We start from the raw sequence: 12,139 nt of genomic DNA on the forward strand, positions 1-12,139 counted from the left end.
TTATGACCGATACACCCGTAATCGATCTGCCAAATCCGAACGAAACCGCCGAACTCACGAGACAGGCCACAGAGGCGATGACGGGACCGGTCTCGGTTGTTCTGGATGGGGGCGCATTCGATGACCTTCCACGGCTGCTTCATGAAGAGGGCATAAGCGCGCGTTCCTTGTTCCTTGAAGGTGCATCTGCCGATTTTCGTTTGGCAGGACCATGGTTGGTTGATCTCGCGGCTGTTCCAGTGCGCTCTTACATCGGCTGGCTCGATTCAAAACATGCGTGCGCTGTCTATTGGTCTTGTCCGGCTGGAGATGACAGACTCTATCGCCATCTGCGCACCCTCAATGAGGTTATGATCCCGCTGGAGCAAGCTGGTGCCGATCCGCAAAGCACAAGTTCGCAACAGTATGAACGTGTGTTGTTCCGTCACTGGGATCCTAATGTCCTCGGCGCTCTACTCCCAATTTTGACACGCTCGCAGCTTGCTCGATTCCTTGGTCCAGCAGATTGCGCCGTAATGAACGCACCGGATTATGGTGGGGTAAAAAGAGTGAAAGCGCCAGCAGACCTGCCTGTTGCTCCTCCCGGCCCCTTGCGCATTGAACAGGATCAGATGGAAAAGCTGAAAGCAGCGATGCTTCACTCTTCTCGTCTGAGAATAGCTCGGTTTTTGAAAGCAAATCCACCACCGCATTTTACCGGCTTGAACGACGACTTCTTCTGGGGTGCTACGCTCGCAAGCGAAGTGTCGGCTGATGACCTCGGCATAAAAAGCGAGCGTGGACGAGCCCGTTGGGCATCTGTGATGGTGCTGTCGGATGGCAAAGCAGCAGAGCTACCCGAAGTCAGGAGCTTCATTCAACAGGAAAACACTACGCCAGACAATCAAGTAAAGACGCTCATCGGTCATACTGCCGATGCGATGCGATCTGGGGCCATAAAAGGTTTCGATCTATGAGCGCTGTCGCGGGAACTGTGGGGCAGGTTGGAGGGCAAGTAGCGGGCGGAGCTCTAGGCGGCGTAATAGGCGGCGTTTTTGGCGGGCCTGTGGGTGCATGGATAGGTCGCGCGGTAGGGTCAAGGGTTGGCGGTTACGCGGGGCGTGCGGCTGCAGAAGCGTTAGCCAGTTACTTGGAGGATGCGAACGAGAATGTTGAATCTAAAACCAAACCAATAGCCGATACAGATGATTGCGCCACCGGAAACTGTAAGCCAAAAGATCCGTGCGAGCATCTGAGGCGAGGTCAGGGTTCCGGAAAGTATAGAGGTGGCGCCCATAAAGAGATGGCGAAGCCGCGGGGGGATAAGTTGGACTCACACCACATGCCAGCAAAAGATTCCTTTCCCAAATCCGACTTTAATGATCTCCCCGCAATACAAATGGAGGAACTTGATCACAGGAAAACCATGAGCAATGGCAACAAAGGCGCAGATGGAGCTAGATGGCGCGCGAAACAGGGCGAGCTGATCAGAGATGGAAAATACAAAGAAGCTTTGCAAATGGACATCGACGACGCCCGCCGGATTGCAAAAGAGGCCGGAGACCCAACCAGATACGACGAGGCTATAAAAGAGGCTGAAGAGTATGCTGCATGCCGCGAGAAGCATGGCTTGAACAAACCCAAGGAGGTCGATACGCCTGTAGACGTAACTGTACCCGATCCAGTTTCGCCAGGGTCGGGCAGAACTAGTCCTTCTGACCCTCCAGTATCGTAAGGAAGTGATATGACGCTAGAAATATATCCCGCTCAGGGTCTCGGAAATTTGAAGTTCGGAATGACTATCAGTGAATCACGGACTATCCTCGGTCAGGAATTAGATCGCTCTGTCCGCGATGACGTAACCGAGCTTTACTTTGAAAATTACTTAAACCTAGCGTTTCGCAACGACGTTTTGTATCGAATTGGGGCGACGCGTTATTCTTTAGGCATTACATACAAGGATACCGATGTTTTCGCAGCCGAACCCTTGTCAGTTTTAAAAGCAATGGAGGCTGAAGCTGGTGAAGCGTTCGAGATGTACGGCTTTATCGTTTTTCTCAAACTGGGCCTTTCGCTGACCGGTTTCCATGACGATGACCAAGAAAACAAAGCAATGACGATATCCGTGCTTGAAGAATGGCAATCGCTACGAGACGAATTAACCCCTATCAGCTTTTTGAGCTGAAGCTGGTTCGATATATTTTTCAATCAGAGGAATAAGCTATGGCTGCCATGCCTGTTACGCTCAAGGGCCATATGCATGTTTGCCCAATGGTCGATCCTGGCCCAAAGCCGCATATCGGCGGCCCGGTCTTATCAACGCAGCAGAACTTCGTCACCGTCGACGGTGTGCCCATCGCCATCGTTGGAGATAGCCTGCTGTGCACGGGAGTTCCAACAACGTCGGATAAAATCACGAGTGGGTCATCAGTCGCCAGCATTCAGGGCAAAAAGATCGCCCGGTTGGGCGATGCCTGTGCACATGGCGGAAGGCTGGTCCAAGGCGTTCCGTGGATCACGTTCGAGTGAGGGCAGGGACGGGCCACAAGGCCGTCGCTGGTGAAGATGCCGGATGCGATCAGCCGCGAGCTCTACGAATATCCCGCCCGCATTTCCTCAGTCGCCGAGGCGGAGCGGGCCGAGAAGCTCAGGGTGCAGGCGACGGAGGCCGATCATGACCGTGTGCATGGCGGCTCGACCTCGCGCATTCTGGAAGCCGGCCGGCGCTTTACCCCGTACGAGGTCGCCCATCCGGATCATGTTTATGAAGAACACGTGATCATCGCCATCCGCCATCAGGTGGTGGACCGGTCCTACGAGACCTCGACCGATCTGCCGGAATACGAGAACAGCTTCGAGGCCCTGCCGGCGCGCGTGCCGCTCACCCCGCATCGCGAGACGAAGCGGCCGAAGATCGAGGGCACGCAGGTGGCGATCGTTGCCGGCCCCACGGGCGAGGAGATCCATCCGGATCAATATGGCCGCATCAAGCTGTGGTTTCCCTGGGACCGAAAGGCCAAGAAGGACGGCACGGACACCTGCTGGGTTCGCGTGGCGCAAAGCTGGGGCGGCGGCACCTGGGGCAGCCAAATCATCCCGCGCATCGGCATGGAGGTGATGGTCGCCTATGTCGACGGCGACCCCGACCGGCCGCTGGTCGTCGGTGTGGTGCCGAACCCGGCCAATGCCGTGCCGTATGAGCTGCCGGCGAATAAGACCAAGAGCGTGTTCAGGACGAATACGCACAAAGGCCAGGGCTTCAATGAGCTGACATTTGAGGACGAGAAAGGACGTGAAGAAGTTTTTCTTCATGCCCAAAAAGATTTCACAGCCAAAGTCGAAAATCATTCTACTGAGCGTGTGGATGCGAACAAAATTACATCGATAGGCGGAATGTCTCTCGTCGAGGTTGAAAGATCGAGTACCCAAAATATCGCGCAGAATCTATCTTTAAATATAGGTTCAGGGATGATGGGCAATATAATTAGCGGTAATGCAAGGCATGATGTATTTGGGATGAGGCCTGCTGCTTATTTCATAGATGCACTTCCCACTGAAAAACTTGGTCATGGAAATTTCACGCTGAATGCAGCTAACTCAATTACAATTAGTGCGTCATAAATATACAGTGTATATGTCGGAGGTGTATATTTATCTACCGTTGGCGCTAATTATACAAGCAATGTTGCGGGTAGTTTGTACGTATCGGCTGGAATTGACTCCAAGTGGCCTGCCCCCATTGGGTGATCCGGGTTTAATGTTAGTGCATGCTTGGTCTGGCCGCCACTGCTGGCGTTGAAGCAGGTCCGTTCTGGCGCGGCCACACGGTGGCTTCAGGTGCGGGTGGCTTGTAGTTCAGTGACGAGTGCGGACGAACGGTGTTGTAGTGCCTCCGCCAACCCTCGATAATGATCTTCGCCTCCTTGAGCGTGTAGAAGATTTCTCCGTTGAGCAGCTCATCCCTGAGCTTGGAATTGAAGCTCTCGCAATAGCCGTTTTCCCACGGGCTGCCCGGCATGATGTAGGCCGTCTTGGCACCGACCAGCGTAATCCACTCCCTCAAAGCCTTGGCGATGAACTCAGGGCCGTTATCGGAACGAATATGCGCAGGAATGCCGCGTAGGATGAAGAGATCGGAGAGCACATCGATCACGTCGACAGCCTTCAGCCTTCTCTCGACCCTGATGGCGATGCATTCTCGCGTGAACTCGTCGATCACGTTTAGCATGCGGATTTTCTTTCCACTGTGGGTCCGGTCCTCGACAAAATCGTAGGACCAGACATGGTTGGGGTATTCCGGTCGAAGCCGGATACACGAGCTGTCGTTTAGCCAGAGCCGCCCGCGCTTGGGTTGCTTGGATGGAACCTTCAGCCCCTCACGCCGCCATATCCGCTCGACCCGCTTGACGTTCACGATCCAACCCGCCTGGTGCAGCATCGCGGTGATGCGGCGATAGCCATAGCGGCCATATTGGAGGGCGAGCGCCGTGATGTCGGCAGTCAATGCCGCTTCGTCATCAGGGCTCTTTGCGATCTTGCGCTGTGTGGAACGATGTTGGCCGAGAACCCGGCATGCCCGTCGTTCGGACACGCCCAGTTCTGCAGTGACATGGTCCACACAGGCGCGGCGGCGGGCGGGGCTTAGAAGTTTCCCCTGGCGGCCTCCGCAAGGATCATCTTGTCCAAGGTCAGATCAGAAACTGCCCGGCGGAGGCGAGCGTTCTCGGTCTCCAATTCCTTCAGACGCTTCACCTGATCGCTCTTCAGGCCACCGTATTCTGCCCGCCAGCGGTAATATGTAACTTCCGTCACGCCTATCGACCGGATCGCCTCCGCCATCGATTTGCCCTGCGCATTCAGCACGTCAACCTGACGAAGCTTTGTGACGATCTCTTCCGCCTTGTGTCTTTTCACTGCCATTTCAATGTCCTTCTTCGGCTCATAAGCCATACTTCAAAAAGGACCACTTTTCAGGGGGCAGACCAATGCGGGAAGTCCAGCATTTGCCGTCCTGGATGGAGCGAAGTTCTCCGACCTCCCGAACGCCTTGCTGAGAAGCCGCCTTGTAAACCGACCGCTGTATGCGGATCGCGGCGGGCAGATTAGAGACTTTGACCTCACGTCACCCCAAATGATCTATCTTGACAGATCGAGGGATGATGTGACGGAAAATGACGATGGTCCCGCCAAACAGCGCATCTTGGGTGCGGTATCAGAACTGATGGAGGATTGCTCTGCTGGCGTGTTCTGGTCCTGCAGTAGAGGTGGCGATGCGCTGTTTCGCCATCTAAGGAAGATTAATCGCGTACGCGTGGAAGCTGGCCATCTTCCGGCGGCTCAGGAAAATCGTGTTGATTCAAGTCAGGATGATTTACTCCTTTTTCGCCATGCCGATGCGAACGTTATGGCTCAAATACTTCCAGTGTTACCGGAGCGGGAACTGGAACTTTTGATGGGGCCCGCCGAAGAAATTAATTTCGTTCCCGATATCGTTTGGTCAATTGGACAAACGCCCCACTTCACGTTGACTAACCCTCAGCGTAGTCCCCCTGGTGTGGGCGGGCTGAGGTTCACCGACGCAACAATGCACGCCATCGAAACGCGGCGTTCAGTCGGCGTAGTTCGACATTTGATCGTGGCCTGTTCCGACCATCTCGAGAAATATGGACAGGATTACAAAGACCTGGTCATTGCCGCTTATCACCGCGGCGTGAATTACAGTCTCGAAACACTTGAGGACCTCGAGACTTTTGTACGCACCGAGTGTGAGTACGGACCGCAGTTCGAACAACGTCCTGGTCACGAGGAGGCCGAGTATATGCTCGCCCATTCCAGCAAGTCGCCTACAGAACGTGTGTACTATGCCAGACGCGCCTGTACCGACGCTGCGTTGCAGACGGATATGGATAGATCAAATTTTGCCCGAAGGTAAAGGACAAGGAGACACATTGTGACCGAGATATGGACCGTCACCCCTCACAAAGGTCTTGGACCACTGGAATTCGGAATGACGCAGGCTCAGGTTGCGGAGTTTGAGAACGTAATGGGCCCGATCGATGAAACCACAGAAGAAACATTACCCGGCGGCAGTCTGGCGATTAATGAATTTCGTGATCGCGACGCCCCTCTGTGCTCATTCCAAGAAGGAGTTCTAACATTTTTGTCTATTGGGCAGTCCGACACAATTGATGTCAGGTTTCAGGACGTTTCGATATTTCGAGACGATCCAAAACGCGTCTATTCGGCGCTAGGAAGAGCGGCAGGCTCAGTTTTCTGGAACCACAACAGCGTCATTATGCCCTCGCTCGGATTGGAACTGGCAGGGTTCGTGATCGAGTACAGTCCAAAAGGGAAACCTCCCATTTTCGTGGGCAAAAGCACTGGATTCACTTGGCCTCAATTGGTGCTGTTCAAACCGGGACACGAGACTTTTCGGAAAGAGAATCTGATCGAGATATCGAATGAAGCGGATTAATGCCGTGACTGAGATTAAAGTCATTTCTCTGAAATTGAGTTGAACTGGAGGCGAATGAGAGCCCATGGTGCGCGCTGTAGGGTAATCCTCCCCGTTTTAACGGGGTTCAGCGGTAGAATTCACGCAGCCATTTTCATTTTCTGAGCGGGTGTGATGCCGCCAATGCCCATGTTGGGCCGTTCGTGGTTATATGTCCAAAGCCATTCCGTGGCGATCTCTTGCACCTCCGTTATGCTGTCAAAAATATACAGATCGAGCCATTCATGCCGAACAGTTCGGTTGTAGCGCTCGACATAGGCGTTCTGCTGAGGCTTGCCGGGCTGGATGTAGTTCAATGCGATCCCTTGCTTCTCTGCCCACTCGACCAGCTTCGAACTGACGTATTCGGGGCCGTTATCGACCCTGATCGCCAGCGGCTTGCCCCGCCATTCGATGATCTGGTTGAGGCTGCGCACGACCCGTTCGGCAGGCAGTGAGAAGTCAACCTCGATCCCCAGTCCCTCTCGGTTGAAGTCGTCCAAAACGTTCAGAAGCCTGAACTGGCGACCGTCCGCCAGGCGATCCGCCATGAAGTCCATCGACCAGACCACGTTCGGCGCATCGGGCACCGCCAGTTCCTCGGGCTTCTCGCGCTTCAGCCGCCGCCGAGGCTTGATCCTCAGGTTCAGCTCAAGCTCCCGGTAGATACGGTAGACTCGTTTGTGGTTCCAGCGATAGCCTTGGACGTTGCGCATATGCAGGAAGCATAGACCGAAGCCCCAGGTCTTCTTCATCTTCACGAGCCCAAGCAGCAGATCGGCGATCTCATCGTTATCGGCATTGCGCTTTGGGCTATACCGAAAACAGGTCTCACTGACGCCAAATGTTCTGCATGCCAGCGCGATGCTCACACCGTGTTGCGCCACTGCTTTCTCGGCCAGCTCTCGGCGCTGAGATGGCCGCCTCATTTTTTTCCGAGAGTGTTGATTTCCACTGAGAGCTGACCCGGCTCAGCCAGATATTTCCATTGAGAATTGACCCATGTTTCAACCGTCCCTCGCATGTTTTCAGCGGGGGCTCTGGAGTGATCGACATGGCGTTACTGAGCGTGATCCGGCGCTGGCATTTTCGAGAGCATCTATCGATCCGGGAGATTTGCCGCAGGACCGGCTTGTCCCGGAATACCATCCGCAAATATCTGCGCGCCGACGGCGTGGAGCCAAAGTTCAACGTGCCGGAGAGGCCGAGCAAGCTTGATCCGTTTGCAGATCGGTTATCGGCCTGGCTGAAGACGGAGTCGAAGAAAGGCCGCAAGCAGAAGCGGACGATGAAGCAGCTACACGTTGATCTTGTCAGCCTCGGCTACAAGGGGTCCTACAATCGTGTGGCGGCATTTGCGCGGGAATGGCGCAATGATCGTCAGAGGGAATTGCAAACGACGGGCCGCGGGACATTTGTGCCCCTGACGTTCGAACCAGGCGAGGCCTTCCAGTTCGACTGGTCAGAAGATTGGGCGATCATCGGCAATGAGCGCACCAAGCTGCAGATCGCCCACACGAAGCTGAGCTACTCCAGGGCCTTCATCATCCGGGCATACCTCCTGCAGACGCATGAGATGCTGTTCGATGCCCATAACCATGCCTTCCGTGTCTTCGGTGGCATTCCTGGTCGCGGCATCTACGACAACATGCGCACGGCGATCGACAAGGTCGGTCGTGGCAAGGAGCGCGACGTCAACGTCCGCTTCATGGCGATGGCCAGCCATTATGTGTTCGAGCCCGAGTTCTGCAATCCGGCTTCCGGCTGGGAGAAGGGACAGGTCGAGAAGAACGTGCAGGATGCGCGTCATCGCTTCTTTCAACCGATCCCGCGCTTTCCATCACTGGAGGCCCTGAACGATTGGCTCGAGGAGCGTTGCAAGGAGTTCTGGGCCAAGACACCCCACGGTCAGTTGCGTGGCACTATTGCCGACATCTGGGCCGAGGAAGTCCCAGCTCTCATGACGCTCTCCAGGCCGTTCGACGGGTTCGTCGAATATACGAAGCGGGTCACGCCAACCTGCCTCGTGCATCTGGAGCGCAATCGCTACAGCGTTCCGTCATCCTTCGCCAATCGACCGGTGAGCCTCCGGGTCTATCCGGATCGTGTCGTGGTCGCCGCAGAAGGCCAGATCGTCTGCGAGCACCGCCGCGTCATAGATCGGTCCCATGATCGGCCGGGTCAGACCATCTACGACTGGCGTCACTATCTGGCGGTGGTGCAGCGTAAGCCTGGTGCTCTTCGTAACGGCGCACCGTTCATTGAGCTTCCCGATGCATTCCGGACCTTGCAGCAATACCTGCTCAAGAAGCCGGGGGGCGATCGGGAGATGGTCGATATCCTGGCGCTGGTCCTTCAGCACGACGAGCAGGCAGTCCTGTCTGCCGTCGACATGGCGCTGAAGTCTGGCGTTCCGACCAAGACGCATGTGCTGAACCTGCTGCATCGGCTCGTTGACGGCAAATCCTTCACGCCGCCAACCCTCGATACCCCTCAGGCACTGACGCTCACCAATGAACCCAAGGCTAATGTTGAACGATACGACACCTTGAGAAAGACGGAGGCTCGCCATGCGTCATAATCCAGCAAGCGGCGCGATCGTCATCATGCTGCGGCAGTTGAAGATGCATGGCATGGCCCAGGCCGTCGGGGAACTTACTGAGCAGGGATCGCCCGCGTTCGAGGCTGCCCTTCCGATCCTGTCGCAGCTTCTCAAGGCAGAGATGGCGGAGCGCGAGGTTCGATCAACGGCCTATCAGCTCAAGACAGCACGCTTTCCAGCCTACCGTGACCTGAATGGCTTCGACTTTACCAGCAGCGAGATTAACGAGGCGCTCGTGCAACAGCTTCATCGCTGTGACTTCCTCGATGACGCCAACAATATCGTTCTGGTCGGCGGACCTGGCACGGGAAAGACGCACATTGCCACCGCGCTCGGCGTTCAGGCAATTGAACACCACCACAAGCGGGTAAGGTTCTTCTCGACGGTCGAACTGGTCAACGCGCTCGAGCAAGAGAAGGCACAAGGCAAGTCAGGACAGATCGCCAATCGGCTCGTCCACTCTGATCTCGTCATTCTCGACGAGCTGGGATACCTGCCATTCAGTACTTCAGGCGGGGCGCTGCTCTTCCATCTGCTCAGCAGACTTTATGAGCGCACCAGCGTCATCATCACCACCAACCTCAGCTTCAGTGAATGGGCAAGCGTCTTTGGCGACGCAAAGATGACCACCGCGCTGCTCAACAGGCTCACCCACCACTGCCACATCCTCGAAACCGGAAACGACAGCTTCCGCTTCAAGAACAGCTCGGCGCATCAGCCCAAAACATCAAAGGAGAAACGCAGGAACTTGACCCAGACCAACAACACGAACGATACCTAAAGGCGGGTCAATTCTCGGTGGAAACGCCGGGTCAGCTCTCAGTGGAAATCAACACGCGAGCGTTCGTTGTCTGCCACTCTAGCTGATCTGGACCAATCGCTTTCTGAGGCGGAGGCGCATGTCCTGAAGCTTGGTACAGATGCCGGTGATCTCGCGTCGATCGAGGCGGCGCTGACGCGTGCTCGCTCGATCGAAGCAGCAGCCGAAAAGGAGATCAATGCGCTGCGGGAGGCCATGGCCGGACTGAACGCAGAGATCCGCGCACAATCGGAAGAGGCGGTGGAAGAGAAATGGCGGGAGACTTCGGAGGCATTCAATGCGGCGACTGCGCGGGTGGCTGCATATGAGAAGGAAGTGGCTGTCCTCCAGCGCGTGACCACCTCCCTCGACGATGCCAGGTCTGAGGCGCGCGAGCTCTACCTCAAACCTGTTATGACTGAGCTCAGACCGCTGCTGAGACTGCTCTTCGACGATGTTGCGATCACCTTCGACGACAAGACGCTTCTACCCCAGACCATCCTGCGGAATGGTCAGGAAGAGGATGTCGATCGCCTGAGCGGCGGAATGCGGGAGCAGTTGTCAGTGCTGACGCGGCTGGCGTTTGCGCGGCTTCTCGCACGTGATGGCCGGCCTGCACCTGTCATTCTCGATGATGCGCTGGTCTATTCGGACGACGACCGCATCGAAAAGATGTTCGATGCGCTGCACAGGCAGTCTCGAGACCAGCAGATTATCGTGTTCTCCTGTCGCCAGCGGGCGTTTCAGAAGCTCGGAGGAAACGTGCTGCAGATGAAGGAATGGCAGCCGTAGATATCCAACCCGCGGCGCTCGTCTCCATGAAGACCAGGTAATCAGGCGCGCATTCCGCATGAAGCTACCACGCCATGCGCGGCTGAAGACCTATGTTGCGGGCGGCGGACAAATCTTGTGCCGTTGGAGCAGCATACATATAGGTTTAAACCGGGGCACCTACAGGTGGCGTCAAATATGTGGATCGTGATGAGTTCCGATCATCTCATAGGACATCGCGGATGCTGATATATCTGGTGATGTTCGTGGCCATGCTGGGCGGCCTCGTCAATTTGTTCCTCGCTTGGCTGCTGCTTCCTGCTTTGGCCGTAGGCCTTTGGCAAACAGATTGGGATCCTCGTCGTCTGAGCGCCGAGCAGAAGATCTTCGAGATGGGTCATCGCCTGCCAGTGCTGTGGGCCACCCGCCATCCAATCGATCGCGGACGCTACGCGCTTGCGTTTTACAGGTTTCAGTCAGCTGATGATTGCTTATGGACGGACAGCTCGGGAGTGCGCCGGTTGCAATTTCACCGTGTTCGCAATGAGCGTGACATGGAGGTTTGCCTACATCTCATTCTGTCTGGCGCGAAACCGCATCATGAGAAGAACCCGCATAGCCTAAATCTCATGAAAATTCTGGAAAGCGATGGCTTTCGGTGTCTGTATCACGACTACTCTATGTATAGCCGTCCGCAACACCGGGTTGGTTGCACTAGAGAGTTTCCTGCTTTCATAGATGTCTGGCGCCCGTTCCCGACCGTTTCTGACTGGACTGGAGGTTACGTCCTCGCAAACACTCTACTTGCCTGGATTCCTTCGGTGGGCGGGCACCAGTTCAGCGTGAGTTGGAGGTTCGAGGGCGAAGAAAAGGTGCCAAGGCGGACTAGCGTACGCTTCGGCAGGTTTTCAAAGTAAGCGAGCGGTCAGAAGGCATCTGTTTCAGTTCATGGAAGTCCATATCTGGCAGCATGCCGAGCCCAGATTAGGCGGGAAGTGACGTAACACATGACGCGCGGTCGCGTCCGGCACCTCCATTTGCCATAGAGCGAAGTCCCGATGAACGAAGAAAGCTGCAACGATGGAGACAGACCTGCGAAAGAGTACGAGTTTGAGGCGCGGGGCGATGCTTGTCCATGCGTTGCTTTGGATAGCGGTGGTGGCTTGGTCTTACGCCACGGCAGGACACTATTTCCTTACTAGCTGTCTCCAGGTGATTATGATTTATAACCCCCCACTGACGCTCCTTTGGCTTGCCGTGGGTTTCGTTAGTATCGCGATCTTGCTGACATCGGTCATCCGGCCTCAACTCCGAGCCAGCAAATGGTTCTGGGCCGCATGCCACGGCATGTTGTTCGCGATTGGACTGCAAGCGGTTCCATTCGCATCTTACGCAGCGGTCGGTCAGCCAAGCTGCCTTTGATGCCAAGGAAAATCTCATGTGAACGGCGCGGTGGCGTTAGAAATCAGATGCAAAAACAATTGAGATGCGGCTG

General features: G+C 55.6%; 10 protein-coding genes and 3 pseudogenes. 11 read left to right on the forward strand and 2 right to left on the reverse strand.

Features of this window, described 5'->3' with window-relative positions:
* The first annotated feature begins 2 nt into the window (after positions 1–2).
* The 5 genes and pseudogenes from AC02Y0_RS22525 to tssI form a co-directional block, all read left to right on the forward strand.
* Positions 3–956, forward strand: a complete 954-nt coding sequence (locus AC02Y0_RS22525) for a DUF4123 domain-containing protein (protein WP_476384324.1) — start codon at positions 3–5, stop codon at positions 954–956.
* Complete coding sequence (locus tag AC02Y0_RS22530; protein WP_476384325.1) at positions 953–1,714, forward strand: hypothetical protein; 762 nt, start codon at positions 953–955, stop codon at positions 1,712–1,714. Before AC02Y0_RS22525 ends, AC02Y0_RS22530 begins: the two co-directional genes overlap by 4 nt.
* Positions 1,715–1,774: 60 nt before the next feature.
* A complete protein-coding gene (locus AC02Y0_RS22535) occupies positions 1,775–2,164 on the forward strand; it encodes a hypothetical protein (protein ID WP_476384326.1) in 390 nt (129 codons plus the stop codon).
* Positions 2,165–2,202: 38 nt separating this feature from the next.
* On the forward strand, positions 2,203–2,508 hold the full coding sequence (locus tag AC02Y0_RS22540) for a PAAR domain-containing protein (protein ID WP_476384327.1): 306 nt from the start codon (positions 2,203–2,205) through the stop codon (positions 2,506–2,508).
* Positions 2,509–2,529: 21 nt separating this feature from the next.
* Positions 2,530–3,441: pseudogene (tssI, locus tag AC02Y0_RS22545) on the forward strand (type VI secretion system tip protein TssI/VgrG); the annotation flags it as partial.
* 298 nt (positions 3,442–3,739) lie between these two features.
* Here the strand turns inward: tssI and AC02Y0_RS22550 are convergent.
* A protein-coding gene (locus AC02Y0_RS22550) for an IS3 family transposase (RefSeq protein ID WP_476384300.1) occupies positions 3,740–4,899 on the reverse strand; the annotation gives its coding sequence in 2 pieces (ribosomal slippage) (positions 3,740–4,635 and positions 4,635–4,899; 1,161 coding nt in all).
* A gap of 127 nt (positions 4,900–5,026) precedes the next feature.
* On the opposite strand from AC02Y0_RS22550, the gene AC02Y0_RS22555 reads away from it, so the two are divergent.
* Complete coding sequence (locus AC02Y0_RS22555; protein ID WP_476384328.1) at positions 5,027–5,911, forward strand: hypothetical protein; 885 nt, start codon at positions 5,027–5,029, stop codon at positions 5,909–5,911.
* A gap of 18 nt (positions 5,912–5,929) precedes the next feature.
* The gene (locus AC02Y0_RS22560; protein ID WP_476384329.1) at positions 5,930–6,454 is read left to right on the forward strand and encodes a hypothetical protein; all 525 of its coding nucleotides are present in this window, start codon (positions 5,930–5,932) and stop codon (positions 6,452–6,454) included.
* Positions 6,455–6,573: 119 nt separating this feature from the next.
* On the opposite strand, the pseudogene AC02Y0_RS22565 reads toward AC02Y0_RS22560, so the two are convergent.
* Positions 6,574–7,407, reverse strand: a pseudogene (locus AC02Y0_RS22565) (IS3 family transposase); the annotation flags it as partial.
* Positions 7,408–7,526: 119 nt separating this feature from the next.
* Between AC02Y0_RS22565 and istA the strand changes: the two are divergent.
* From istA to AC02Y0_RS22585, 4 genes and pseudogenes are all read left to right on the forward strand, one after another.
* Complete coding sequence (gene istA, locus AC02Y0_RS22570; RefSeq protein ID WP_476384330.1) at positions 7,527–9,053, forward strand: IS21 family transposase; 1,527 nt, start codon at positions 7,527–7,529, stop codon at positions 9,051–9,053.
* On the forward strand, positions 9,043–9,855 hold the full coding sequence (gene istB / locus AC02Y0_RS22575; protein WP_476384331.1) for an IS21-like element helper ATPase IstB: 813 nt from the start codon (positions 9,043–9,045) through the stop codon (positions 9,853–9,855). Before istA ends, istB begins: the two co-directional genes overlap by 11 nt.
* Before the next feature lie 57 nt (positions 9,856–9,912).
* Positions 9,913–10,665, forward strand: a pseudogene (locus tag AC02Y0_RS22580) (ATP-binding protein); the annotation flags it as partial.
* A gap of 221 nt (positions 10,666–10,886) precedes the next feature.
* Positions 10,887–11,561 (forward strand): hypothetical protein, encoded by a 675-nt coding sequence (locus AC02Y0_RS22585; RefSeq protein ID WP_476384333.1) that lies wholly within the window; start codon positions 10,887–10,889, stop codon positions 11,559–11,561.
* Positions 11,562–12,139 lie beyond the last annotated feature (578 nt).

The sequence above is a fragment of the Allorhizobium sp. nf9_anc genome (assembly GCF_056323085.1).

Coding starts and splice junctions, on each gene's coding strand:
- AC02Y0_RS22525 (WP_476384324.1), top strand. CDS start 3: ATGACCGATACACCCGTAATCGATCTGCCAAATCCGAACGAAACCGCC.
- AC02Y0_RS22535 (WP_476384326.1), top strand. CDS start 1,775: ATGACTATCAGTGAATCACGGACTATCCTCGGTCAGGAATTAGATCGC.
- istB (WP_476384331.1), top strand. CDS start 9,043: ATGCGTCATAATCCAGCAAGCGGCGCGATCGTCATCATGCTGCGGCAG.
- AC02Y0_RS22530 (WP_476384325.1), top strand. CDS start 953: ATGAGCGCTGTCGCGGGAACTGTGGGGCAGGTTGGAGGGCAAGTAGCG.
- AC02Y0_RS22585 (WP_476384333.1), top strand. CDS start 10,887: ATGCTGATATATCTGGTGATGTTCGTGGCCATGCTGGGCGGCCTCGTC.
- AC02Y0_RS22540 (WP_476384327.1), top strand. CDS start 2,203: ATGGCTGCCATGCCTGTTACGCTCAAGGGCCATATGCATGTTTGCCCA.
- istA (WP_476384330.1), top strand. CDS start 7,527: ATGGCGTTACTGAGCGTGATCCGGCGCTGGCATTTTCGAGAGCATCTA.